This window comes from Streptomyces sp. NBC_01006, assembly GCF_045162725.1.
Lineage (GTDB): Bacteria > Actinomycetota > Actinomycetes > Streptomycetales > Streptomycetaceae > Streptomyces.
Genome location: NZ_CP108700.1, coordinates 823,304 through 848,452, shown reverse-complemented (window position 1 = coordinate 848,452; position 25,149 = coordinate 823,304). Strand labels below are relative to the sequence as shown.

Below are 25,149 nucleotides of genomic sequence, written 5' to 3'. Positions count from 1 at the left end.
CCTCGGGCGGTTCGACACGTGGACGACGTGCGGACCGCCCGAGGTGTTGTCCGCGTCCTGCGCCGATCCGAATGTGCGTGCCATTACTCTGGGCCTGCTCGGTACGCGAGTTGACGAACGGCAATGGACGGGGCGTGTGGTGACGGCGGGGGAGGCGAACGGCGCGGAGCTGGTCGGTAGGGTGCTCGGCGGTCGGTACCGGGTGACCGCGATGATCGGACGCGGCGGCATGGGCGTGGTCGCCCGCGCCGTGGACGAACTGCTGGGCAGGGAAGTCGCCGTCAAGGTCATGCGGGCCTACACCGATGCCTCCGCGGTCGAACTGGCCGATCTGCGCACGCGGATGCAGCGCGAGGCCCAGGCCGCCGCCCGCATCCGGCACGGCGGTGTGGTCACCGTGCACGATGTGACCGAGGAGGAGGGCCTCCCGGTCATCGTGATGGAACTCGTCGACGGGCCCTCGCTCGACGACGTACTGGAGAAGCGCGGCCCGCTCGAACCGCGCGAGGCCGCGGCGATCGGCGCCAAGCTGATGGACGCGCTCGACGCCGCGCACCGGGCCGGGGTCCTGCACCGCGACGTCAAGCCGGCCAACGTGCTACTGGAGCGCGACGGCCGCGTCGTGCTCACCGACTTCGGCATAGCCACCGTGCAGGCCTCGGGCGACGAGGACATGGCCAAGCTGACCCGCAGCGGCGACATCATCGGCTCCCTCGACTACCTCCCGCCGGAGCGCGCACAGGGCCGAGAACCCGGCCCCGCCTCCGACATCTGGTCGCTCGGCATGACGCTGTACGCCGCGGTCGAGGGCGCGTATCCGTTCCGCCGTACGTCCGCCTGGTCCACGCTGTCGGCGATCGTCACCGAGCCGCTGCCGGAGCCCCGCCGGGCGGGGGCGCTCGCGCCCGTACTGCGCGCCCTCATGGCGAAGGAGCCGGATAGCCGGCCCACCGCCGGCCGGGCGCGCGAGATGCTGCAGGCGGTGGCCGAGGGAAGGAGCGCGCACGGCGCGGCTCCGGCGGCGGCCGGCCCGCCGATGGCGCCGCCCGCGACCGCCCCGCCGCTCGCCGCCGCCCCGCCACCCGCCGCCCCGCCACCCGCCGCCCCGCCCACCTCCGTACCGACACCTCCGCCCGGCTACGGCCCCGCCCCGGTCCCGTACCCCCAGCCGTCCCCGCAACCGCCGTACACCGGCCACCCGGGGCCCGTCGCTCCGATGGGCGCACCGACCGCGCCCCACGCCTCCGGCAAGGGAGGAGCGGCCCGCGGACGCGTCGTCATCGCGGCGGCCGTCGCCGTCGTCCTGGCCGGAGGCGGCATCGCGTACGCCGCGGTGGGCAACCACGGCGGCAAGGGCGGCGCGGCGCAGGCCCACGCCGCGCCACCGCAGACCACCCGCGGTCCTTCCGCCTCGCAGAGCCAGAACTCCCGGTCCCCGAAGCCGTCCAAGGACTCCGGCAAGCCCGGCAAGTCACCGGCGCCCACCCCGAGCGGCAAGGGCGGCGGCTCGACCCCGAAGGCATCGGCCTCGCCGGCCGAGCCCACTCCCGTGTCTACGGGCTGCACCGGCTGGAGCCATCAGGACCGGAACCCGGGAACCTACGGCTTCATGTCCGGCACCTACCACATCACCACGGGGCCCTACCAGGAATGCCCCGCCGTGGCGGTGGCCAAGTCCGGTACGAAGCTCATGTACCAGTGCTACGTCGTCAACGCGTACGGCAACAAGTGGACCTACGTCCGCGCCACCGACACGAACGCGTCCGGCTGGATGTCCAACGACAACCTCACCCGCCAGAACGGTTCGTCGAGCCGCTGCTGATACACGGATTGTCCTAGGATGCGGCCCATGCCGGACGCCTCCCCCCGCCCCGAGCCGTTCACCCCGCGCACCGACCCCGCGGCGCTCGACGACCTGCGCGCGCGGCTGCGGGCCACGCGATGGCCGGACGCACCCGCGGACGCCGGCTGGTCCCTGGGGACCGACCTCGCCTATCTGCGCGAGCTCGTCGCCTACTGGGCGGACGGGTTCGACTGGCCGGCGCAGGAGGCGGCGCTCGCCCGGCTGCCCCACTTCCGCGTGCCGCTGCGCGGCGGATCCGCGCCAGGGGTCCACTTCGTGCACGCCCGCGCCGTCGCACCGGCCGGGGCGCCCGTACTGCCGCTGGTCCTCGGCCACGGCTGGCCGGACTCGTTCTGGCGGTACTCGAAGGTCGTCCCGCTCCTGACCGACCCCGCGGCGCACGGCGCCGATCCCGCCGACGCGTTCGACGTGGTCGTCCCCGACATGCCGGGCTACGGGTACTCCGACCGCCCCACCGGCCCGCCCCTCGACGCCATCGCCGTCGCAGGGCTGTGGGCCGAGCTCATGGAGGTGCTCGGGTACGAGCGGTTCGGCGCGGCGGGCGGGGACGTCGGCAGCCACGTCAGCCGCTACCTCGCGCTCGACCACCCCGACCGGGTCGTGGCCGTCCACCGTACGGACGCGGGCCTTCCGCTCTTCACCGGCGACCCGGCGGAACTCGCCCCCGAGGAGCGCGCCTGGCTGGAGGCCACCGCGGCCTGGGGTGCGACTGAAGGCGGGTACGTCGCCATGCAGCGTACGAAACCCCAGACCGCCGCCTTCGGGCTCACCGATTCGCCGGCCGGACTCGCCGCGTGGATCGTCGAGAAGCTCCGGGCGTGGAGCGACTGCGACGGCGACATCGAGCGGAGCTTCACGAAGGACGAGATCCTCACGAACGTCACGCTCTACTGGCTCACGGGGACGATCGGATCCTCCATGCGCATGTACCGGGCGAACGCCGCGATCCCGCCCGCGCAGCACGCCCGCCGGGTCGAGGTGCCGTCCGGCTTCTCGATCTTCCACGGCGACGTGGTCCGCCCGCCGCGGGCGTGGCTGGAGCGCACGGCGAACGTCGTGTACGCGACCGAGCCCCCGCGCGGCGGCCACTTCGCACCGTTCGAGGAGCCCGAGCTGTACGCGGAGGAACTCCGCGCGTTCTTCCGCCCCTACCGGGCGGCGGCGCGGAACGTACGCCGGTAGGCGTCAGGCGGGACACCGACCGTACGGTTGAAATGGCGGCGCAGCGTGGCGTCGGTGCCCATGCCGGTGGCCGTGGCGATCGTACCGATGGTGTCGTCGGTGGTCTCCAGGAGCTCCTGGGCGCGGTGGATGCGCTGGGTCAGCAGCCAGCGCAGGGGAGTGGTGCCGGTGAGGTCGGTGAACACCCGGGCCAGGTGGCGCGAGCTCATGTTCGCCCGGCGGGCCAGGTCCTCCACGCTGAGCGGCTGGTCGAGCCGTTCCATCGTCCAGGCCAGCAGCGCGCCCAGGGGGTGATCGCGAGGTTCGGGCACCGGAGTGGCGACGAACTGGGCCTGGCCGCCGGCCCGGTGCGGCGGGACGACCAGGCGGCGCGCGACCTGGTTGGCGACGGCCGAGCCGTGGTCGAGGCGGACCAGGTGCAGGCACAGGTCCATCGCGGCGGCCTTCCCGGCCGAGGTGAGCACGCTGCCGTCGTCCACGTAGAGCACGTCCGGATCGACCTCCACCCGGGGGTACTTGGCGGCCAGCGCGGCGGCGTGCAGCCAGTGCGTGGTGGCCCGGCGCCCGTCCAGCAGGCCCGCTGCCGCCAGTACGAACGCGCCCGTGCAGAGCGAGGCCACCCGGGCGCCCGCCTCGTGGGCCGCGCGTACGGCGGCGACCAGTTCCGCGGGCGGATCCGCGTCGAGGTCGGCGATCGCCGGGACGATCACGGTGTCCGCGTGCACCAACCGGTCCAGTCCCGCGTCGGGTTCGACCCGGAAGCGGCCGCCGACGGGCACGGAGTCCGGGCCGCACAGGGCGAACTGGTACCAGGGGTCCGCCAGATCGGACCGGTCCACACCGAACACATCGCAGGCCGCGGCGAGTTCGAAGTGCGGGACCCCGGGCGTGACGGCCAGCGCGACAAGGCTCATGTCCGAAAGTGTACGGGGCGTGGCATTACCGCTACTCCCGGCCGACGGCCCTCGCGGGCACGATGGCATCCAGTGATCGATCGAACGGGGGAGCCTCATGGAATCGAATCGAGTGGCGGCGGTAACGGTCTTCGGCGCGTACGGGCACACCGGACGCTTCGTCGTCTCCGAGCTGCTGGACCGGGGGCTGACCCCGATCCTGTCCGGGCGCGACGCCGACAAGCTCCGCGCACTGGCCGCCGAACTCCCCGGACTCGACGTCCGGCCGGCGTCGGCCGACGATCCGGAGGCGCTCGACCGCGCACTGGCCGGAGCGGCCGCCGTGATCAACTGCGCCGGGCCCTTCGCCGAGACCGCCCCGCCGGTGATCGAGGCGGCCCTGCGCGCACGGATCGCCTACCTCGACGTCGCGGGCGAGGTGGAGGCCGTCGCCGACACCTTCGCCGATTTCGCGGACCGTGCCCGCGACGCCGGGATCGTCGTCATGCCCGCGATGGCGTTCTACGGGGGCCTCGGCGACCTGCTCGCCACCGCCGCGCTGGGCGACGCCCCGGCGGCCGACGAGATCGACATCGCGTTCGCCCTCAGCAGCTGGCAGCCCACGGCCGGGACCCGCGGGTCGAGCCAGGTCTCGCGGCGCCGGCGCGAGGGCCGCCGGCTCGTCTACGCGAACGGCCGACTGGAGCTGCGTACCGACGCGGCGCCCACCGGGCAGTGGTCCTTCCCCGCCCCGGTCGGAGACCAGGCCGTGATCGGCGAGTTCACCACCACGGACAGCGTGACCATCGCCCACCACCTGTCCGCCCCGGACATCCGGACCTTCATGACGGTCGCGGCGGTCAAGGACGTGCTGGCCCCGGACGCCGTGGCGCCGGAGCCGGTCGACGAGCGGGGCCGGTCGGCGCAGACCTTCCTCGTCGACGTCACCGTCCGCACGGGCTCGACCCGGCGCCGTGCGGTGGCCCGCGGGCAGGACATCTACGCCGTCACCGCTCCGCTGGTCGTCGAAGCGGTCACCCGGATCCTCACGGGACGGGTCAAGACGGGGGGCCTCGTCGCCGCGCCGGGCGAGATCTTCGACGCGCACGCCTTCCTGACCGCGCTGGCCCCGCAGCACCTCTCGTACGAGCTCGGCGCCGCCGAGACGCGCGGCTGACCGAGGCCCGGGCCCGGCAGGCCTCAGGCAGACGTGCGGCCCCGGCTCGGCCGGCCGTTCGTGGGCGGGTACCCGGGCTTCGCGGGTGTCGAAGCCGACGGCCGTACGGGCGGGGGCACCGGCAGCGGCGGCAGGGCGGGCTCGTACAGCCACGCCGAGAACACCTCGTCCACCGGCTCGGCCGCGTACCGGGCGACGTGCGTGGTGAAGGTGGCGGTGCTCACCACGCCGTGCCGGTGCACCGTGGTCCAGTCGCGCAGCATGCGGAAGAACGCGCCGTCGCCCAGGGCGCAGCGGATCGCGTGCACCGCGAGCCCCCCGCGCTGGTACAGCCGGTCGTCGAACATCAGCTTGCGGCCCGGGTCGACCAGCCGCAGGTCCTGCGGCTGCGAGGCCAGCAGCCGGTGCGCGGCGGCCGCCTGCTCGTGCGCGGTGCGACCGCCGGAGCGCTCCGACCACAGCCATTCGGCGTACTTCGCGAAGCCCTCGTTCAGCCAGATGTGCCGCCAGTCGGTGATGGTCACGCTGTTGCCGAACCACTGGTGCGCGAGCTCGTGGGCGACGAGCCGCTCCGACCCGCGGGCGCCGTCGACGTGGTTGGCGCCGAACAGGGAGAGGCCCTGGGCCTCCACCGGAACGTCCAGTTCCTCGTCGGCGACGACCACCGCGTACTCGCTGAAGGGATAGGGCCCGAACAGGTCCTCGAACAGCTGCATCATGGCGGGCTGCCGGGCGAAGTCGCGGGAGAACTGGGGCAGCAGGTGCGCCGGTACGTGGGCGGTCATCGGCACGCCGCCGAGCCCGGGGTCGCCGAGCAGCACCGTCTGGTACACGCCGATGGACAGGCCGACCAGGTAGCTGGAGGTCGGTGCGGGCTGCTCGTACACCCAGGTCGTCGTGGACGCCCTGGTCGTCCGGGTGAGCAGCCGCCCGCCCGCGACCACCGTGTACGAGGACGGGGTGTTGATCGAGATCTGGTACGAGGCCTTGTCGGCGGGCCGGTCGTTGCACGGGTACCAGGAGGGTGCGCCGACCGGCTGGCTGGCCACCAGCGCGCCGTCGGTCAGCTCCTCCCAGCCGAGCCCGCCCCAGGGGCTTCGCACCGGCTTGGGATTGCCCGCCCAGTGCACCTCCACCGTGAAGGCGGCGCCGGCGGGCAGCGGCTTGGCCGGGCGGATGCGGAGCTTGCCGCCCCGGTGGGTGTAGTGCGGGGCCCGGCCGTTCACCATGACACGGCCTATCTTGAACTCGGCCAGGTTCAGATGGAACTCGGCGAGCGGCGCCCGCCCGGCGATCGCGCTGATCCGGGCGGTACCGGCCAGCCGGTTGGGGCCGGGCCGGTACTCCAGAGCGAGTTCGTACCGGTGCACGCGGTAACGGGAGTCTCCGTTGTCGGGGAAGTACGGGTCCGATGCCGCTGTTCTCTGGCCGTTCATTGCCGCTTCCGCTCCCTGCGCTGTGCCCGGGCCCTTGTCAGGTCCGCCATGCCTCGATCGGGTTGCCCAGCCAACGGGTGTCGGCGGGGACGGATTCCCCGGCCATCACGAGAGAGGCGGGACCCAGGGTGCTGTGGGCCCCGACCGAACTTCCGGGCAGGACGATGCCGCCCGGGCCCAGCGTGGCGCCCTCGCGGAGGACCACAGTATCCGTCCTCAAGATCCGGTCGTGGAAGAGGTGAGTCTGCAACACGCACCCGCGGTTCACCGTGACCCCGTCGCCCAGCTCCACCAGGTCCGATTCGGGCAGCCAGTAGCTCTCGCACCATACGCCGCGACCGATCCGGGCCCCCAGTCCGCGCAGCCACAGGTTCAGCAGCGGGGTACCGGGCACCGATCCGGCCAGCCACGGCACGGCCAGTACCTCGACGAAGGTGTCGGCCAGCTCGTTGCGCCACACGAAGCCGCTCCACAGCGGGTGCTCTCCCGCCCGGTGCCGGCCCACCAGCAGCCACTTCGCGACCACCGAGACCGCGCCTGCGGCCACACCCGCGGCGAGCAGGACCACGCCGGACAGCAGCGCGGTGCCCCAGACCCCCGGGCCGCCGCTCACCGTGGCCAGCGCGCACAGCGCCGCCACCATCAGTACGGCCAGCGCGGCCGAGCAGAACACCGGCAGGAGCCGGCACAGCTCCACCAGGCCGCGTGCCCACAGCAGCCGCGCGGGCGGCTCGTACGTCCGGCTCTGGTCGGAGGTCTCGGCGGACCGGGGCAGCCGGACCGGCGGCAGGCCCAGGTAGGAGCTGCCCTTCTTGGCCTTCTTCGGGGTCGCCGAGAGGACGCCGACCAGCCCGCCGTCCGGCACGCTGCGGCCGGGCGCGGTCATGCCGGAGTTGCCGAGGAACGCCCGGCGGCCGATCTCGGAGTGCCCGATGTGCATCCAGCCGCCGCCCAGCTCGTACGGGGCGGTCAGGGTGTCGTCGGCGAGGAACGCGCCCTCGCCGACGGTGGTGAGGCTCGGCAGCGCGAGCACGGTGGAGACCTCCGCGCCCCGGCCGATCTTCATGCCGAGCAGCCGCAGCCACACCGGGGTGATCAGACCGGCGTACAGCGGGAAGAGCGTCTCGCGCGCCAGGTCCATCAGCTGGGTGACCGTCCAGGCCTGCCAGCCGACCCGGCTGTGCGTCGGATGGGTTCCGGTGCGCAGGCCCAGGCTGAGCAGGCGTACGGAGACCAGCAGCAGGGCCGCGTACGTGAACCCGTATGCGAGCGCCCCGGGCACCACGGCGATCAGGGCCCCGCGCAGGGCCTCGGCCAGTCCGGCGTCTGCGGGCACGAACCGGCTCAGCACGAGCAGGGCGGGCACGGTGGCGAGCACCGGCAGCGCGGTGAGGCCGATGCCGGCCGCCCCGTAAGCGGCCCGCCAGAAGAGCCCGCGCGGCGGGCGCTGCTTGGGCCAGTTGCGCTTCGCCTTGCCGAGCTTGACAGCGGGCGCACCGGCCCAGCGCTGCCCGGTGGGCACCGTACCGACCACGGCGGAGCCGGGGGCCACCTCGGCCCGCTTGGCGACCCGCGCCCCGGGGAAGAGCATGCTGCGCGTGCCGACCACCGCGCCCGCGCCGACCTTGACCGGGCCGATCACCAGCCGGTCGCCGTCCAGCCAGTGCCCGCAGAGGTCCACCTCGGACTCCACGGCGCAGCCGCGGCCCAGCTTGAGCATGCCCGTCACCGGAGGCAGCGAGTGCAGGTCCACCTCGGGGCCGACCTTGGCGCCGAGGGCCCGCGCGTACCGCTCCAGCCAGGAACCGGTGAGCGAGGTCGCGCCCACGTACTCGGCCAGCCGCTCGGCAGTCCACAGCCTCAGGTGCACGCTTCCGCCGCGCGGGTAGCGCCCCGCCTTCACGCCGCGCAGCAGCAGGCGAGCGCCGCCGGCCGCGATGGCGAGGCGGCCCGGCGGGCTGAAGAGCAGCGCCGCACCGGGGAGGACGAACCACCACGAGGCGGTCGGTGCCCACGGATAGGCACCGAACCAGTGCAGCGCGTTGCCCAGCGCCAGCAGGGCCACGCTCCAGCGCAGGCCCACCAGGGTGAACAGCGGGAGCAGCAGGAGCGACTGCACCACCTTGGCCCGCAGCGGAACGGGCGCGACGACCCGGGCCGCCTCGTCGTCCCGTACGGACTTCTCCAGCCGCCGGGCCAGCTTGCGCAGGACGGGCTGCTGATAGATGTCGAGGACGGCCGCACGCGGGTAGCGGGTGCGCAGGCGGGTGGTGAGCTGGGCAGCGGCCAGGCTGTTGCCGCCGATCGCGAAGAAGTCGTCGGCGGCGCCGGTGACGGTCACCCCGAGGGTCTCGGTCCACTGCTCGGCGAGCCAGGCCTCGGTGCCGTACAGCTGCTCGGTGGGGCCGGTGGTCTCCAGCTCGGGCAGCGGCCAGGGCAGAGCGTTCCGGTCCACCTTGCCGGAGGTGCGGGTCGGCAGTTCGTCGACGGGCGCGAGCAGCGGTACGAGGGCCGCGGGGAGCTCGGCGCGCAGCCGCTCGACGGCCGCCGCGTGGTCCCAGCCCTCCTGGGCGACCAGGTAGCCCACCAGCAGCTGGTTGCCGCTGCGCGCCGTACGGACGGCCGCGGCCGCGCCGGCGACGCCGGGCAGGGCCTGGAGCGCCGCGTCCACCTCGCCCAGCTCGATCCGGCGGCCGCCGAGCTTGATCTGCTCGTCGCCACGGCCGAGGAAGACCAGGCCTTCCGGTTCCGCGCGGACGAGGTCGCCGCTGCGGTAGGCGCGCTCCCAGCCGAGGGATTCCAGCGGGGCGTACTTCTCGGCGTCCTTCTCCGGGTCGAGGTAGCGGGCCAGGCCGACGCCGCCGATCACGAGCTGGCCGCTGCCGCCCATCGGCACCGGCTCGCCGGACTCGTCGACCACGGCCAGCTCCCAGCCGTTCAGCGGGAGGCCGATCCGGATCGGCTCCTCGCCGGTCAGCAGCGAGGCGCAGGCGACGACGGTGGCCTCGGTGGGCCCGTACGTGTTCCAGACCTCGCGGCCCTCGGTGACCAGGCGCTGGGTCAGCTCGGGCGGGCAGGCCTCGCCGCCGAAGATCAGCAGCCGGACCTCGTCGAGGGTCTCCGGCTCCCAGAGCGCGGCCAGGGTCGGCACCGTGGAGACCACGGTGATCTCCTGCTCCACCAGCCAGGGGCCGAGGTCGGCGCCGCTGCGGACCTGGGAGCGGGGGACGGGCACGAGGCACGCGCCGTAGCGCCAGGCCAGCCACATCTCCTCGCAGGACGCGTCGAAGGCGACGGACAGGCCGGCCATGACCCGGTCGCCGGGGCCGATGGGCTCTTCGGTGAGGAACAGCGCGGCCTCGGCGTCCACGAACGCGGCGGCGCTGCGGTGGCTGACGGCGACGCCCTTGGGCTTGCCGGTGGAGCCGGAGGTGAAGATGATCCACGCGTCGTGCTCGGGCCCGGGGCGGGCGGCGGACACGGGAACGTCGGGCAGGTCGGTGACGTCGACGCGCTGTCCGCCGCCCAGCACGGCTCGTACGCCGGCCTCGCCGAAGACCAGCTCGGCCCGCTCGTCGGGGTCCTCGGCATCGACCGGGACGTAGGCGGCACCTGCGGCGAGCACGGCGAGAATGGCCACATACAGTTCGTTCGTCCCGGACGGTACGCGGACGCCGACCCGGTCGCCGAGCCCCACCCCGGCGGCGGCGAGGGCGCGCCGGCGGCGTTCGACCTCGACGGCCAGCGCCCGGTAGGTCAGCTGGGCGGAGCCGTCGTCGAGGGCCGGCTCGTCGGGGTACGCCCGTACGGAGGCCTCGAAGACGTCGACGAGGGTGCGCGTGGGGGCGGCGGGCCCGGCGGAGAACCGGGCGGATTTGCCGGACCCCTCGTGCACGTCGCTGTCGTCGAGCAAGGTCAGGTCACCGCGCTCATGTGTGGCTGCCATCGGCCCTCGCGTCTCGCTCCCGGGGGGACATCCGGGTCGCCGGCGGAGCCCAGGTCTGCCCGGGTTGTTCCGGTCCGGCGTCGAACAACCCGCCATTCTACTGCGGCATCAAGAATTTTCTTGCTGAAGGCTTGGGCCGTGGCGGAGAAGGAGCGGTCTGGCCGGGCGCGCTGATCATGGCTCTCGGATGGCTACGGGGCGGTCAGGAGGGTGCCGAGCCGGTGATGGTGGTGACGGTGTGGCGGAGGGTGGAGTCGTGCGGTGAGGGGTCGGGCCAGCGGGCGCCGATGTGGCCGTCGGGGCGGATGAGCAGCGCTCCGTGCGGGCCGAGGCCGCAGCGGTCGGCGTGCTCCGGGGGCAGGGTCTCGACGCGTACCGGCCACGGCGCGGCGGCCTGGAGTTCCCAGTGGGCGGGGTCCGGGGTGAGCAGGGTGAACCACTCGCCGCAGGTGTCGAGTGTGGAGCGGCCGTCCGCGAGCCAGAGGTGCGGCAGGCGATGGCCGGGCTCCGGGGTGGGGACATAGTCGGTGTCGGTGTCGGTAGCCGTGTCCGTGCCCCTGCCTCGGTCGGAAGGCTCGGGGCGGGTGCCGTTGCCGTCGAGGACGGCGGCGGAGCGGTAGGTGGTGCCGAGTACGAGGCCCAGCTGGGCGAAGTACCGCTCCGACCAGGGCAGTTCGATCCGGTCCTGCGCCGGTGCGCCGCCTCGGAGCTGGTCGCGGCGCCGCTGGAGTACCTGGACCATGAGCTGGGCGTTGGCCACTGCTTGGCGCAGCGTCCGATGGGCGACGGGCTCCCGTTCCGTCGCGTACGTGTCCAGGAGGCCCGGCCCGGCCCACCCGCGGAGCACGCCCGCCAGCTTCCAGCACAGGTTGTGCACGTCGGCGATGCCGGTGTTCATGCCCAGGCCGCCGATCGGGGGGATCGCGTGCGCGGCGTCGCCGGCCAGCAGGATCCGGCCGTGGCGGAAGCGTTCGGCGACGAAGGCGTTCATCACCCAGTGCTGCACCCGCCGTACGTCGGCCCGTACGTCGGCGCCGCTGCCGAGAGCCCGCGAGACGAGGCCGGACCAGTCGGTGTGTGCGCCGTCCTCGGGTGTGGGACCGAACCAGAGCCAGCCCCCTTCGGGGTGGACCGGTCCGAACGATCCGTGAGCGGTGAAGTAGACCCCGGCGGGCTGGTGGGCGCTCCATCGCCCCAGGTCGGCGTCGAAGACGACGGTGGTGAAGTCGCCCATCGCGCCCGGGCCGGTGGTGCCGATGGCGAGGCGCTCCCGGACGGTGGAGTTGGCGCCGTCGGCGGCGATCACGTAGCGGGCGCGGACGCGTGTCTCCTCACCGTTTCGGCGGTCCAGGAGTTCGGCCGCGACGCCGTCGGGTCCCTCGGCCAGGCCGGTCAGCTCGACCCCGAACCGCAGGGGGGCGTCGCCACCGCCACCGCCACCGCCACCGTCGCCGTCGGCGGCGGCGGCGAGGAGGGTGGGTTCGAGGCGGTCCTGCGAGGTGAGCACACCGGTCACGGGGCTTTCGGGTACCGGCGCGTCGACCCCGACCATCGCCGCCGTGGCGAAGTCCTCGTCGTAGAGGGTGTCGCGGAAGCGGACACGTCCGTACTGGGGTGCGAACGCGGCAGCCGTGACCTGGGCGGCCAGCCCGAGTTGGCGAAAGATCTCCATCGAGCGCACGTTGACCAGCCGGGACCGCGGGAACGGCGACAGTTCGGCGTGCTTCTCGACGAGCAGCGTGGGCACGCCCCAGCGTGCCAGCAGCGCCCGGGCGGTGAGCCCGACCGGCCCGCCCCCGACGATCAGCACCGCCACCTCGGCATCTGCTCCGGACAAGCCTCGCTCCTCGTACTCACCGCAGGTCGGTCGACCGCACTGTCCACGGTAGGGCGCCGGAGCTCCTCAGCCCCGGCGGCAGGCATCGTCGGCGGGTCGTGCCGTCGACGGTCACGGCGTGTCCTCCTGCGTGCCTTTCGGGCTGCGGGGCGGTTGTCATCACGTCGTCATCTTCGACCCCGCCGGAGCCTTCCATGTCGATCCACCGTCTCGTCCGCGCCGTGGGCGTAGCCGCCGGGGTCCTCCTCGCCGCGCCCTGGACGGCCGGCGCCGCCCGGGCGACCGACGGCGTGCCCCGTACGGGGTTCGAGACCACGTACGGGGCACGCTGGACCACGGAGTCCGAGGAGCGGGCCTTCCTCGACGCCGTCGAACAGGGCGGCGAACGGACCGCTCCGCGGCGGCAGCGGATCGGCACCAGCACCCGCGGCCGCCCGCTGTGGCTCGTGAGCGTGAGCAGCACCCGCCCCGCACCCGTGCCCGTCCCCGCACCCGCGCCCGTCCCCGCACCTGAACCTGCACCCGTCACCATCCTGCTGGTGTGCAGCCAGCACGGCGACGAGCCGGCCGGGCGCGAGGCATGTCTGACCACCATCCGCGAGCTCGCGTACGCCCGAGACCCGGGGACCCGAGGCCTCCTGGAGCGGGCCACGGTCCTGGTCATCCCGACCGCCAACCCGGACGGGCGGGCTGCCGACACCCGGGTCAACGCGGACGGCATCGACATCAACCGCGACCACCTCGCGCTGACTTCGCCCGAGGCGCGGGCCGTCGCGGCCGTGCTGCGCGACCGGCGTCCGGACCTCGTCTACGACCTGCACGAGTACCGGGCGACGCCCAGGACGTACGACAAGGACCTCTTCGACCTCTGGCCGCGCAACCTCAACACCGACCCCGGCGTGTACGCGCAGGCCCGCGCGCTGTCCGTAGCCTTCGTACGGAAAGCGGCGCACGCCGCCGGGTACTCCACCGGCACCTACGGCATCTGGACCGACCCCGTGACCGGCGCCCCCGTCAAGCAGGCCGCGGGCGACGGTCAGGAGCGCATCCTGCGCAATACCGCGGGCATCAAACACGCCGTGACGCTGCTGATCGAGAGCCGCATCGAGGCGGCCGGCGCAGCGGAAACGGCCGACCCCGCCGTCAACCGCCGACGCCGCGTGAACTCCCAGCTCACCGGCTTGGGTGGGCTGTTCGCGTACGTCACCCAGCGGGCGGGCACGCTGGCGGCGATGACCGCATCGGCCCGCCTGACCGGCTACCGCGACCAGGGCCCGATCGCTCTGGGCGGTGCGGACAACCAACCCCCGGCCGAGGGTGAAACCCTCACCGACCCACCCTGCGGCTACCGCCTCACACCCGCCCGGTACACCGAGGTCGCCGGCCGCCTCACCCTGCACGGCGTACGGGTCACACGCTCCGGCGGGGGCGCGTTCGTCCCGCTGCGCCAACCCCTGCGCGCCCTGGTCCCCCTGCTGCTCGACGCCCGGGCCCCGTACCGCCTCACGGAGGGAGAGCCGGTGCGGTACTGCACGGCGGCGGCCCGAGCGGACCCCGCCACAGCTCGTCGAGCCGCAGGAACGTGAGCGCCCGGCGCGTGAGGACGAGAAGGTCCTCGGGCTCGTCCTGGCCGGCCCAGTCCACGGCCGCGGTGAACGCGTCGAGCACGGAGCCCGCCAGCAGCCGTACCTCCAGGCTGTCGGCAGGTCGGCCCGTCCGTGCGGCGCGGCGACGGCCACGTCGTCTACGGCTCGTCCAAGAACGCCCACCTGACCCCGGGTGCTCAGACGAAGTGGACGCCGTCGCCGCCCGTTCCCGTACCGGCAACCGACAGGGCCGTCTGCTCTTCCTGTTGCCGGCGCCACACCCCGGGCGGCTGCCCGTGGTGGCGGCGGAAAGCCGCCGCGAAGGCGTACGGGGAGCCGTAGCCGGTGCGCTCGGCGACGTCCGCGAGCGTCGGCTGCCCGGCGCGCAGGTAGTCACGCGCGAGCGTCATGCGCCAGTCGGTCAAGTACTGCATCGGGGCCTGGCCGAGTGCGCGCTGGAAGCTCCGCGCGAACGCCGCCCTCGACAGCCCGCTGAGCGCGGCCAGTTCGGGCACCGTCCACGGGTGGGTCGCATCGTCGTGCATGGCCTGCAGCGCCGCGCCCAGCCGGGGATCGGCCGAAGCCCGGAACCAGCGGGGCGCGCTGCCGCTCGTCCTGAAGCTCGTACGGATCGCGAGGACCAGCAGGACGTCGAGGAGCCGGTCGAGTACGGTCTGCTGGCCGGGCTCCGCGGCGGCCAGCTCCCGCGACACCACGCCGATGACATCGTGCAGGGGATCGCCGACGGCCGCAGACAGCGGCAGGACCTGGGGCAACGCCCCGAGCAGGCCTTCCCCGACGTCACCGGAGAACTGATAGGCGCCGCACAGGAACACGGTGCTCCGCTGCGCCTGCCGGCGATCGGAGTGCTCGCCGGGGGTGTGCGCGTCGGCGTGCCGCGCTTTGAACTCTTCCGGCTCCAGGCACGCCGCCCCGGGCTCATGTGCGATGTGGTGATCGAGCCCGCCCCGTACGAGTGCCATCTCGCCGGGGGCCAGTTCGAGAGCATCCTGCGGATCGTCGAGCCAGAGCCACGCGCGCCCCTGGACGACGGCGTGCAGCGCCAGCTGGATCGTGCCCGACAGCCGCAGCCCCCACGGGGGCTCGGCCACCGTCCGGGCGAAGACGCCGCCGGAAGCGCGCGCCCTCGTCAGGTGATCCTGTAGGAGGTCCATAGGACGAGTGTCGGCCGATACTGATGCCTCGGTCAAGAAAGTGAGCGTCTGGCACAAAGAAGACGCGCGATGTGCACATTGATTCCCTCCCTCCTTGACTGGAGCGTGGGATTCATGACCAACACCTCACGCCAGACCACGCTGGTACTGGGCGGTACGGGCCGGACCGGCTCGCTCCTCGCGAAGAAGCTCGCCGAACGGGGCCACCACGCGCGAACGGCTGCGCGCCGCGGCGCCGACGTGCCGTTCGATTGGGACGACGCCGCCACGCACGGCCCCGCCCTCGCCGGCGCCGACCGCATCTACCTCGTCACGCCCGTCCTGCGGGTCGCGTACGCCCGGCTGGTGTCCGGCTTCCTGGATCGCGCCGAAGCCGCGGGGGTACGTCACGTCACGTACCTCAGCGCGTACGGCGCCGAGGAGGCCCCGCCTGAAGTCGACATCCGGGCCGTCGAACTCGACGTCCTGGGCCGCCGGGCCTTCACGGCCTCGGTGATCCGGCCCGCGTGGGTCATGCAGAACTTCGCCGACGAGCACCTGCCCGTCGTGGACGGCGCGATCACGGTGCCGACGGCGGGCGGCGCGGAGGCGTTCGTCGACGCCGTGGACATCGCCGCGGTCGCCGCCGAGACGCTGATCGACCCCGACGCCCACGCGGGCGCGACCTACGAGCCCACCGGCCCCGAAGCGCTCACGGTGGCCGAGGTCGCCGCCGCGGTCGCGCGCGTCGCCGGCCGACCGGTCAGGCACGTCGACATCGACGGCGGCTCGTGGATCGGCGGCGCCGTGGCGGCCGGCGTGGTCCCCGCCGACTACGCCGTGATGCTCCGCTGGCTGACGGGGACGATCGCCTCCGGCCACGGCTCGCGCCCCAACGACGACGTCCTCAAGGTCACGGGAGCCCCACCGACCGCCTTCGCGGACTTCGCGCGCCGCAACGCCCACGCCTGGGCCCTCCCGGCGGTGACCTCGTGACCGGCGCCCGAGCGGGTTACGAGGCGCTCGCCCCGTTCTTCCGTATCGTCGAGGGCCGTGCAGCCGTCGCGGACCTCTCACCTCCCCGTGGCGCCGTCGATGCATTCGCGCAGCAGGTCCGCGTGCCCGTTGTGGCGGGCGTACTCCGCGATCATGTCCACCATGATCCGGCGCAGTGAGATCGGCTCCCCGGTGCTCTTGCGGATCCCCGTGTCGTCCAGCGACGCCGCGGCGGTGATCTGCCGGGACCGCTCGCACTCCGCCCGCCAGACGGCGAAGGCTTCGGCGGCGTCACCGTCCAGGCTCTCGAAGTCCTGGTCGGGGTCGTCGTCGGAGTAGTGGAGCATCGGTACGTCCTCGCCGGCGAACTGGATCCGGAACCACCAGCGCTCGGCACCGGCCAGGTGCCGTACCAGTCCGTGCAGGGACAGCGCGGACGGCGGCACGGCCTTCGCGGACAGCTGCTCCTGGGACAGACCGGCGCACTTGAGATCGAAGGTCTCCCGGTACCAGTCCAGGGTGGCTTCCAGCGTCTCCCGCTCGCTGCCCACGAAGGGCGGATTGCGGCGGGTGTCGCCGCTCCACAAGGGTGAGTAGTGCTTGGGGGCGGGCGAGCCGGTCATCGTGTGCCTTCCTGGTCGAGGAGGACGCGAGTCTAGGCGCGGGGGCGCCACCGCCGGGCCGCCCGGCGGGGAAAACGAAGCGCACCAGGTGATCGGTTCGGGAAACACTGTCCGAGTGACCTTCGAAGCCATCCAGACGCCGCAGGACCGGGCCCTTCGCCATGTCGCCGGGTTGTCGTCGGGCCCTCCGGTCGACCCGGCGCTGCGCGTGACCCTCAACTTCCACGATCTTCAACGGGGCCTACGATGCGGAACCCGCTCATGAGCGGCCCGCCTACGGGGCATTGAACTTCCGCGACAAGGCGGTCGGCGCAGCGCCGCGTTTCGGTTCCGCTCACTTCCGGCTCACCGCCGAAACGCTGATACGGACCACGTTCTGCTACCCGGACAGCTTCCTCGAACCGTCGGACTTCGGCGTCGCCGGCCGCATGCGGCTGATCGAGCTCGCCCGGGCCGACAAGCAGGACGCACTCGACGACTACATCGAGGCGCAGGTGCACGGGCCGGTCCGGCTGGACCGCGATGTGGAGGCCCTGGTCCTGGACCCCTGTTTCCAGGGCACGGCCGTGGAGGATGCCGCCCGGCGCCTCGACTGCCCCCTGGAGTGGCACCTCGGCTTCCGGCTCACGGTCGACGAACTCCGGCTCCAGCCCGACTACCGGGGCCGGGAGTACGTCGATCTGGGCGCCCGGATCGCGGTCGACGGCTTCCCCGATCCCCGCATCCTCGGAGATGCCGCCCGGGCGGGTGACCACGATCCGCAGGCGATCAAGAGGGTGTGGCACTGTCTCGCGCGTTTCGGAGCGTCCTGGGATTAGTCGCTGCCGCTCAGGTGGCGCGGGTGTAGCGGACGTTTCCGCTCCAGATGCGTTCGAGTCGTACGCGGCTGCCCGGCCTTGGGGCGTGCCAGATCTTGTCGTGACCGGCGTAGATACCCACATGCCCTATGGTCGCGCCTGCGGGGAAGAATACGAGATCGCCCGGTACGCGCTGAACGCGGCCGATGTGGCGAGTGTGTTCGTACTGTTCGTCGGCGGTGCGGGGAAGCACCCGGCCGGCCTTTCGGAAGGCGTACAGCGTGAGGCCCGAGCAATCGAATTCCCTCGGCCCCGTCGCTCCGTACACGTAGGGCGCACCCCGCTTGGACGCAGCGATTGCGACGGCCTTGGCGCCGTAGGGTGAGGCCGCCTGGGCCTCGGCGGCGGGGCCGGTGAAGCTGGCCAGGGAGATTATGACGGAGAACGTGAGCACTGTGGCGATACGGCGGTTCGTCAACTGGGCGGTGGAGCGTTTTCGGTTGTCCGTCCTGACGTGGCTCAATCGTGATACCTCCGCATTGTGTTGCTGAAACAGTACCGGGTGAGGTTCTGCGTCGGTGACATTGCGATTTGGCTCTCGATGGCGGACCAGTTTTGTCCGACCGGCGCGAAGTTGCCGCCATCGGACACGCCTTCAAGTATCTCGGTTAAGTAAAATCGTCCGTGTTTATACGCATGAGTTATTTTCCGGATTGGCGGGCGGGGGAGTACTCCATGCGGGGGTGTTAGGCGTCCAGCCCTGGTCCGGGGCTCAGTTCCGGCCGGTGAATTCCCAGGACCGGATGTCGCGGTAGTGGATCGGGCCGGGGCCGCGGCCTATGTTGCTGCCGACCAGGTGCAGGCGTTCGGCCGGCCAAGTGCGGCCGGCGAACTCGGTGAGCGTGGCCGCGACTTCCAAGGTGCTGGACGGGTCGCTGCGGCGGGAGCGGGCCAGCGTCAAGTGCGGGCGCAGCGGGCGGTCTTCGAAGGCGATGCCGCATTCCCTGACGACGGTGCGGACCTGGGAAGTGAGCAGGTGCAGCCCTTCGATCTCCCCGTCGATACCGCTCCACAGGACCCGCTGGTCGAAGTGTCCGCTGCCGCGCAGTGCCAGTTCAAGGGGCCGGTGCGCCGCCGCGAGGGCGGTGAGCGGCGGCTGCAGGAGCGGGACCGTGGCGACGGGGAGTTCACCGAGGAAGGCCAGCGTGATGTGCCAGTCCTCGATGCGGTTCCACCGCATGCCCGGGTAGGCGCGGTAGGAGGGCCGCAGTTCCCGTGCCAGTTCCTCCTTGGCGTCGTCGGGCGGGGCGAGGGCGATGAACACGCGGACGGTCGCGGCGGCGGACGGGTGCTGGATCTGATCGTTCACGAGGGACTTCGTACCGCACCCCGGCGATCCAGTCACCTTCCGACCCCCGGCCCTCGCTGCCGCAGTCCGTCCCCTTGTTGCCCGCCTGTACGTCGAACCGCTCGGTGGTTACCCCGGGTTGTGGGGCGGGCCGGTCGCCGACGAGAGGTACGCGCTGATCGCACACATCTGACGCGTCCGCGTCCGTGCGGGGATCAGTGGGGTGCGGTCAAGCGCTTCGTGAGCATGCCGCCACCGACGATCAGCGCCACGCCGAGCCACCACATGTTTCCGTCGAAGATCAGGACGGCAATCCCGATCGGCACCAGCAGCCCGGCCAGGGGTACGAACATCCCGGCGAGGCGCGGCGGCTCCGGGCCGGGCCGGCCCGCCTCGCGCAGGGCCCGGGCGCGTGCCACGTCCGGGTACCAGGCGGTGAAGCGCACGGCCGCCACGATGGCCAGGATCTGGATGATCCATCCGGTCCAGATGTTGTTCGGATTGTGCAGCACCAGGTCCCCGTACGCGCCCGCGACGGCGGCCACCAGGAACGCCAGCCCCCACGCCCCGGTGATGAGGTAGTTGGTCCGAAGGAACGCGGGCTTGTCCCAGTACGCCGGATCGACCCGCTCCCGCGCGTACTGGAGGGTGAACGGCATGCGGAGCGCCATGGAGCCGAACGCGATCACGAAGAGGGCGATGTTGGACACCTCACCGGCGTACGTCTCCAGCCATCGGCGGGTGTCGTCGCTCGCGAGGATGCCGACGACGGCGAGGATCGTGAAGAAGACCAGGTCGGCGATTTCCAGGAGCTTCCACGAGCTTCCCCTGTTGATGATCCGTCCGGCCGCGACCAGCACGATCGTCGTCGCCAGGGCGAGTACGACCGCGATCTCGAACCTGCCCGGCCCGACCACGAGCGAGAAGATGATCCACGGCGCCATGCCGATGACGGGATTCTCCAGGAATCCCGCGACAGCACCGCGTGCCGTGGCGGACCCTTCGGCTTTCACCCCTCCAGGGTGCGCGAGCACGGCCCACGGGGCCATTCGGGGGCCACATGACGATTTCGGAGCCGTTCCGGAAGAGCCGATCGGGACGACACGGGGCGTGCCGTCCTTCGCGGCGTACGACCTGAAAGCGGATGCGCATGCCAGGTGCCCGTGTGGTGCCTACGCGGTGCTCGTCATGCGGGCGAAGACGACCACGTTGCTGTCGTAGTAGTGCTTCTTCGGGTCGAAGTCCCCGCCGCAGGTGACCAGGCGGAGGCCTGCGTAGTCGAGGTTCTTGTAGACCTCAAGGGTGGGGAACTCGGCCTTCGGGTACTCGGCGACGCGTTCCACCGTGAACGTGGCCGTCTTGGCGTCCTGCCTGGTCACCTGGATGGTGTCACCGGCCTTCATCGTCTTCAGCTTCTCGAACACGGCCGCCGCTCCGTTCCATGTGACATGGCCGGCGATCACGGCCGGGCCCTGGGAGCCGGGTGTGGGGCCCGGCTCGTACCAGCCCGCGAGTCCGGGGTTCTTCGGGGTCTGCATCGTGCCGTCGGGGTTCTGGCGCAGCGTCTCCAGGGTGCTGGAGAGGCCGAGGGACGGGATGGCGATCTTCTGCGGTTCCGACCGGGCCAGGGCGGGCTGGGCCTGCGCCCCGCCCTTCGGCGGCGTTTGGTGGCCGCTCGCGGATGCCGCCGGGGCGGGAACGACTCCCGCGTCGTTGTGTGCCGGGGCGGGGGGCGCCGCCGTGTTCTGGCCCCCGCACCCCGCGAGGACGAGCGTGGCGAGGGTCAGGGCGGCGGCGGCCAGGGCGCGGCGCGCAGTCCCTGCGGAGGTCCGGCCGGCCTTCATGCGGCCGCACCCTTGGTTTCCGTACGGATCAGGGCAGCCGCGGCGCGCCGCCGCGCGAGGAACACCACGCCGGCCGCCGCGGCGGATACGGCGAGGGCCGCCCCGGCCGGCATCGTCGCGCTCTCCGGCGCGCCGCCACCCGTGTCGATACCGCCGCCGGTCTCGATGCCGCCGACCGGAAGGGAGCCCACTGACGCGCCCATGACCATTCCGCAGTTGGTCGGAGCCGTCGCCTCCTGGGGCAGCTTCGGGTCGAGCTCGCTCTTGCCGGCCCCTTGGACGTCGTACGTGCCGTTGTGGTTGCGGTCGATACCGTGCTGCACGATGTGCAGGTCCTTGATGTGGTCGACCACGTCCTGCGCGACCGTGATCGTCCGCTTGTACGAGACCTTGCCCTGCTTGTTGGCGACGGGCATCCGGTCCACGGCGAGACCGCTGGCCGCCTTGGTGTCCCCGGAGGTGGTGAGCGAGATGTTGATGTCGCCGTAGTCGACGGTGGCCTCGGTGTTGCTGAGGACCCCGTCGTGGTCGGTGTCGTCACTGGCGTCCGGGCACTGGAAGTCGTGTCCCTTGGTCGAGCCGTGCAGGTGCTGGGCCGAGGGCTGTCCGGGCACCATGCCCTCGGACTCGATCTGCACGGTCAGCTGGTTGCCCTTGATGCTCAGCATGGCGGTGCCCCGGGATCCTGAGTCGTTGAGCTGCGCGAGGTCGATCTGGTACGCCTTCCCGCCATCCGCGGCGAGAGCCGGGCCGGAGAGCCCGAGGGTCAGGAACACGGCGGCGGGCCCGGCGGCGAGCACCACGAGGCGACCAGTGCGCTTGGCTATCACATTCGCTCCTGTTCCGCGGCTCCCGGGAGAGGGAACCGCAGATCGTACGGGGGTGAAGCGAGCTCCCGGAGAGGGTCTCGCTGCTACTTCGGAGCGCCGACGCACATGGATGGGTGCCAGTTTGAAAAACCTGGAAAAAGCCGGAGCGACCCCCGTACTAGCGTTGCGGGGCGGCGCGCAGGGACGCGGCGAAGGCGGGCCAGGAGTCGGCCGAGGCGTAGACCGTCGCAGCGTTCACGACCCCGGCCGCACCCAGGTCGAGGCGTACGGGCGGGTCCAGGTGCAGGGCCACGTTCAGCGAGCCGGCCACCGAACAGGCCACCGCCCCCGCCTCACCCGGCACGGCCCGCGGGCCCCGGCCCGGGACGGTACGGACCACCGGCGCCACGGACCGGACCGCCGAGCGCGGCAGCGTCACGTCCCCGAGGAACCCGGTCCGCAGGACGACCCGTTCCGCGTCCACCGTGTGCGGATGCCGAACCACCGCGGCCACCAGGCCCAACCCGGCCAGTATCAGCAGCAGTTCCAGCACCGCGTGCACCGGCCGGACGGCGGGCGGCAGCATCGTGGAGAGCAGGACGGCCATGACGGCCTCGGTCGCCACCAGGACCAGCACCAGTTGTCGAAGCTCGGCCGAGTGCCGCAGCCCCAGCCCCGGCGCCGGCCGACGCCGCACCAGCACCGCCCACAGCGACCCGCCCCACACGCGAGCGATCCCGACCCTGCCCGGCCGCACCGTCACGTCCCCCTCCACCCGCTCCATCGCCGTCACGGACACCCTCCGACCCGTCGCACCATCGCGTTCACCACCCAGCATCGAGCGGTGTCGGTACGGGGGAAAGTGATGAATGTCAGCATCCGGCGACCACGTATGCGGCTTCGCGCCAACTCTCGCTGCTTTCAGGCGAGTTATTACCCAGCTGGCCTATGTTCTGTGGGGTATGCGCCAGTTCACCCCAGGAGGTCAGATTGCAGCACAGGCGACGCTTCCTCGCCTTTCCCCGCGCGTTACGCCGCTCCCACCTGCTCATCGCCTTCGGCCTCGGCTCGCTGCTGATCGGGCTGATGCCGTGGCTCGGGGTCGGCGGTCCGGCGGCGGCCGGGCGGGGGCCCGGCCCGCGGCCCGCGCCCGTACCGTTCGACCAGCAGACCGCGCAGCAGTCACCGCACCACGGCATCGCGCCCGCGAACGCCATGGAACCCACGGCTCCGGTGCTCGACCGGACCGGCTGGACGGCCACCGCCGGTGACGAGGAGACCAGCGGCGAGAACGGCCGCGCGGCCAACGTGCTCGACGGCAACACCGGCACCATCTGGCACAGCAAGTGGGCCGGCACCCCCACCCCCCTGCCCCACGCCATCACCATCGACATGCACCGCACCGCCGTCGTCTCCGCACTCGTCTACCTCCCCCGCGCCGACGGAGCCAACGGCCGCATCGGCGAGTACAGCATCAGCGTCAGCACCGACGGACAGAACTGGGCGGCGGCGAGCCCCGTCGCCACCGGCACGCTGGCGGACGACGGCAGCGCCAAGACGCTCGGGTTCGCCCCGCAAGGCGCCCGGTTCGTGCGGCTGACCGCGCTCACCGAGGCCGGCGGCCGCGGTCCCTGGACCTCCGCCGCCGAGATCAACCTGCTCGGCGACCCCGGCACGCCCGCCGCCACCGTCGACCTTCCCCGCACCGGCTGGACGGCCACGGCGAGTGACGAGGAGACCGGCGGCGAGGACGGCCGCGCGGCCAACGTGCTCGACGGCAACGCGGGCACCATCTGGCACAGCAAGTGGTCGGCCACCCCGGCCCCCCTGCCGCACAGCATCACCATCGACATGCACCGCACGACGGCCGTCTCCGCCCTCGTCTACCATCCCCGCCTGGACTGGGCCAACGGCCGGGCCGGCGCCTACACCATCACCACCAGCACCGACGGCACGGCCTTCGGCGCGCCGGTCGCCGCGGGCACCTGGCGCGACGACGACACCGTCAAGACCGCCACCTTCATCCGCACCGAGACCGCGCGCTACATACGGCTGACCGTGACCACCGAGGCCGGCGCCCGCGGCCCGTGGACCTCGGCCGGGGAGATACGCCTCAGCGGACCGGCCAGCCCGGCCGTCCACGGATCCTGGGACCGGATCACCGGCTTCCCCCTCGTACCCGTCGCCACCGCCGCCCTGCCCGGCGACAAACTGCTCGCCTGGTCCGCGTACGCGGTCGACCGCTTCGGCGGCAGCAACGGCTACACCCAGACCGCGATCCTGGACCTGAAGACCGGCAAGGTCACGCAGCGCCGCATCGACAACACCGGTCACGACATGTTCTGTCCCGGCATAGCGATGCTGGCCGACGGCCGCGTGCTCGTCACCGGCGGGAGCAACGCCGAAAAGGCGAGCATCTACGACCCGGCCACCAACGACTGGTCCGCCACCACCAGCATGAACATCGCCCGCGGCTACCAGGCCATGACCCTGCTCTCCACCGGCGAGGCCTTCGTCCTGGGCGGTTCCTGGAGCGGAACCGCGAACACCGACAAGGCCGGTGAGGCCTGGTCGCCGGACACCCGTACGTGGCGAAAGATCCCCGGGGTCTCGGCCGTCCCGGCGCTGACCGCCGACCCGGCCGGACCCTACCGGGCCGACAACCACATGTGGCTGTACGCCACTTCGGGCGGCAAGGTACTGCAGCTGGGCCCGAGCAAGCAGATGAACTGGATCTCCACCAGCGGCCAGGGCGGCATCACGGCCGCCGGCACCCGGGCCGACAGCCAGGACGCCATGACCGGCAATGCCGTCGCGTACGACATCGGCAAACTGCTCACCCTCGGCGGCTCGCCGGCCTACGAGAAGACCCCGGCCACCCGGCGCGCCTACACCGTGAACGTCTCGGGGGGCCAGGAGGTGCGGGCGGCCCGTACCGGGGACATGGAGCACGCCCGCGCGTTCAGCAACAGCGTCGTCCTGCCCGACGGCAAGGTGGCGGTCTTCGGCGGACAGGCCTATCCGGTGCCCTTCAGCGACGCGACGTCGGTGCTGGCGCCCGAGCTGTGGGACCCGGCGACCGGCCGCTTCACCCCGCTCGCCACCATGGCCATCCCGCGCAACTACCACAGCGTGGCCAATCTGCTGCCGGACGGGCGGATCTTCTCGGGCGGCGGTGGCCTGTGCGGTGACTGCGCGACCAACCACGCCGACGGCGCCGTCTTCACACCGCCGTACCTGCTGAACGCGGACGGATCGCCGAAGCCGCGTCCCGCCATCACCGCAGGCGTACCCTCAAGGGCGGCCCCCGGCGCGTCGCTGACGGTGAGCACCCAGGCCCCGGTGGCCTCCTTCGTCCTGATGCGCGCCGCGGCCGCGACCCACTCCACGGACAACGACCAGCGGCGCGTCCCCCTCGTCTCCACGGCCACGGGAACCGGCGCGTACACGGTGTCCGTACCGGCGGACACCGGCGTGGTCCTGCCGGGCAGCTACATGCTCTTCGCCCTCGACGCCCAAGGCGTCCCGAGCATCGCGAAGTTCATCACCATCGCCTGATCCCGCGAGCGGTGTCCGGCGGCCGGTGTCCGGCGGCCCCCGGGCCGTTCGGACACCGCTCGCGCTTCGGACCCGTCCGATAAGTTGGCCCACCGGACG

19 protein-coding genes and 2 pseudogenes are annotated in these 25,149 nt (G+C 72.5%); 8 read left to right on the top strand and 13 right to left on the bottom strand.

Annotated features, from left to right (window positions below; translation table 11 throughout):
* The first annotated feature begins 139 nt into the window (after positions 1-139).
* Both OG509_RS03810 and OG509_RS03805 read left to right on the top strand, forming a co-directional pair.
* Positions 140-1,822 (top strand): serine/threonine-protein kinase, encoded by a 1,683-nt coding sequence (locus OG509_RS03810; RefSeq protein WP_406187453.1) that lies wholly within the window; start codon positions 140-142, stop codon positions 1,820-1,822.
* A 27-nt stretch (positions 1,823-1,849) separates the two neighbouring features.
* Complete coding sequence (locus OG509_RS03805; protein WP_406180096.1) at positions 1,850-3,046, top strand: epoxide hydrolase family protein; 1,197 nt, start codon at positions 1,850-1,852, stop codon at positions 3,044-3,046.
* Here the strand turns inward: OG509_RS03805 and OG509_RS03800 are convergent.
* Positions 3,013-3,960 carry a helix-turn-helix domain-containing protein gene (locus OG509_RS03800; RefSeq protein WP_406180094.1) on the bottom strand — a complete coding sequence of 316 codons (948 nt, stop codon included), beginning with the start codon at positions 3,958-3,960 and terminating at the stop codon, positions 3,013-3,015. The two genes, OG509_RS03805 and OG509_RS03800, sit on opposite strands and share 34 nt — an antisense overlap.
* 97 nt (positions 3,961-4,057) lie before the next feature.
* Between OG509_RS03800 and OG509_RS03795 the strand changes: the two genes are divergently transcribed.
* Positions 4,058-5,116, top strand: coding sequence for a saccharopine dehydrogenase family protein (locus OG509_RS03795; RefSeq protein WP_406180093.1), 1,059 nt, complete (start codon positions 4,058-4,060; stop codon positions 5,114-5,116).
* Positions 5,117-5,139: 23 nt separating this feature from the next.
* Here OG509_RS03795 and OG509_RS03790 read toward each other — a convergent pair whose 3' ends face one another.
* The 3 genes from OG509_RS03790 to OG509_RS03780 form a co-directional block, all read right to left on the bottom strand.
* Positions 5,140-6,552, bottom strand: a complete 1,413-nt coding sequence (locus OG509_RS03790) for a M1 family metallopeptidase (protein WP_406180091.1) — start codon at positions 6,550-6,552, stop codon at positions 5,140-5,142.
* A gap of 37 nt (positions 6,553-6,589) precedes the next feature.
* Positions 6,590-10,498: a Pls/PosA family non-ribosomal peptide synthetase gene (locus tag OG509_RS03785; RefSeq protein WP_406180090.1), complete on the bottom strand. Its 3,909-nt coding sequence runs from the start codon at positions 10,496-10,498 to the stop codon at positions 6,590-6,592.
* A 202-nt stretch (positions 10,499-10,700) separates the two neighbouring features.
* Positions 10,701-12,335, bottom strand: coding sequence for an FAD-dependent monooxygenase (locus OG509_RS03780; protein ID WP_406180088.1), 1,635 nt, complete (start codon positions 12,333-12,335; stop codon positions 10,701-10,703).
* A gap of 194 nt (positions 12,336-12,529) precedes the next feature.
* Here OG509_RS03780 and OG509_RS03775 point away from each other — a divergent pair, with 194 nt between their 5' ends.
* The gene (locus tag OG509_RS03775; RefSeq protein WP_406180086.1) at positions 12,530-13,921 is read left to right on the top strand and encodes a M14 family metallocarboxypeptidase; all 1,392 of its coding nucleotides are present in this window, start codon (positions 12,530-12,532) and stop codon (positions 13,919-13,921) included.
* Here OG509_RS03775 and OG509_RS03770 read toward each other — a convergent pair.
* Together OG509_RS03770 and OG509_RS03765 are read right to left on the bottom strand one after the other, a co-directional pair.
* The gene (locus OG509_RS03770; RefSeq protein ID WP_406180084.1) at positions 13,839-14,162 is read right to left on the bottom strand and encodes a hypothetical protein; all 324 of its coding nucleotides are present in this window, start codon (positions 14,160-14,162) and stop codon (positions 13,839-13,841) included. The two genes, OG509_RS03775 and OG509_RS03770, sit on opposite strands and share 83 nt — an antisense overlap.
* The gene (locus tag OG509_RS03765; protein WP_406180083.1) at positions 14,119-15,096 is read right to left on the bottom strand and encodes an AraC family transcriptional regulator; all 978 of its coding nucleotides are present in this window, start codon (positions 15,094-15,096) and stop codon (positions 14,119-14,121) included. Before OG509_RS03765 ends, OG509_RS03770 begins: the two co-directional genes overlap by 44 nt.
* 114 nt (positions 15,097-15,210) lie before the next feature.
* On the opposite strand from OG509_RS03765, the gene OG509_RS03760 reads away from it, so the two are divergent.
* Positions 15,211-16,071 (top strand): NmrA family NAD(P)-binding protein, encoded by an 861-nt coding sequence (locus OG509_RS03760; RefSeq protein WP_406180081.1) that lies wholly within the window; start codon positions 15,211-15,213, stop codon positions 16,069-16,071.
* 77 nt (positions 16,072-16,148) lie between these two features.
* Here OG509_RS03760 and OG509_RS03755 read toward each other — a convergent pair whose 3' ends face one another.
* On the bottom strand, positions 16,149-16,694 hold the full coding sequence (locus tag OG509_RS03755) for a DinB family protein (protein WP_406180079.1): 546 nt from the start codon (positions 16,692-16,694) through the stop codon (positions 16,149-16,151).
* Between the two features lie 115 nt (positions 16,695-16,809).
* On the opposite strand from OG509_RS03755, the pseudogene OG509_RS03750 reads away from it, so the two are divergent.
* Positions 16,810-17,512, top strand: a pseudogene (locus OG509_RS03750) (DUF3626 domain-containing protein).
* 10 nt (positions 17,513-17,522) lie between these two features.
* Here OG509_RS03750 and OG509_RS03745 read toward each other — a convergent pair.
* Both OG509_RS03745 and thpR read right to left on the bottom strand, forming a co-directional pair.
* Positions 17,523-17,954: a C40 family peptidase gene (locus tag OG509_RS03745; protein WP_406187452.1), complete on the bottom strand. Its 432-nt coding sequence runs from the start codon at positions 17,952-17,954 to the stop codon at positions 17,523-17,525.
* Between the two features lie 309 nt (positions 17,955-18,263).
* A complete protein-coding gene (gene thpR, locus OG509_RS03740) occupies positions 18,264-18,860 on the bottom strand; it encodes an RNA 2',3'-cyclic phosphodiesterase (protein WP_406180078.1) in 597 nt (198 codons plus the stop codon).
* A 52-nt stretch (positions 18,861-18,912) separates the two neighbouring features.
* Here thpR and OG509_RS03735 point away from each other — a divergent pair.
* Positions 18,913-19,032 (top strand): annotated as a pseudogene (locus tag OG509_RS03735) (SAM-dependent methyltransferase); the annotation flags it as partial.
* Positions 19,033-19,054: 22 nt separating this feature from the next.
* Here the strand turns inward: OG509_RS03735 and OG509_RS03730 are convergent.
* From OG509_RS03730 to OG509_RS03715, 4 genes are all read right to left on the bottom strand, one after another.
* Positions 19,055-19,852 carry a hypothetical protein gene (locus OG509_RS03730; protein WP_406180076.1) on the bottom strand — a complete coding sequence of 266 codons (798 nt, stop codon included), beginning with the start codon at positions 19,850-19,852 and terminating at the stop codon, positions 19,055-19,057.
* A 159-nt stretch (positions 19,853-20,011) separates the two neighbouring features.
* A complete protein-coding gene (locus OG509_RS03725) occupies positions 20,012-20,683 on the bottom strand; it encodes a class F sortase (protein ID WP_406180074.1) in 672 nt (223 codons plus the stop codon).
* Entirely contained in the window at positions 20,680-21,513 is an 834-nt protein-coding gene (locus tag OG509_RS03720) for a hypothetical protein (protein WP_406180073.1), read from the bottom strand. Before OG509_RS03720 ends, OG509_RS03725 begins: the two co-directional genes overlap by 4 nt.
* Positions 21,514-21,670: 157 nt before the next feature.
* Positions 21,671-22,285, bottom strand: a complete 615-nt coding sequence (locus OG509_RS03715; RefSeq protein ID WP_406180072.1) for a hypothetical protein — start codon at positions 22,283-22,285, stop codon at positions 21,671-21,673.
* A 197-nt stretch (positions 22,286-22,482) separates the two neighbouring features.
* Here OG509_RS03715 and OG509_RS03710 point away from each other — a divergent pair, with 197 nt between their 5' ends.
* Positions 22,483-25,050 (top strand): discoidin domain-containing protein, encoded by a 2,568-nt coding sequence (locus OG509_RS03710; protein ID WP_406180070.1) that lies wholly within the window; start codon positions 22,483-22,485, stop codon positions 25,048-25,050.
* Positions 25,051-25,149: the final 99 nt, after the last annotated feature.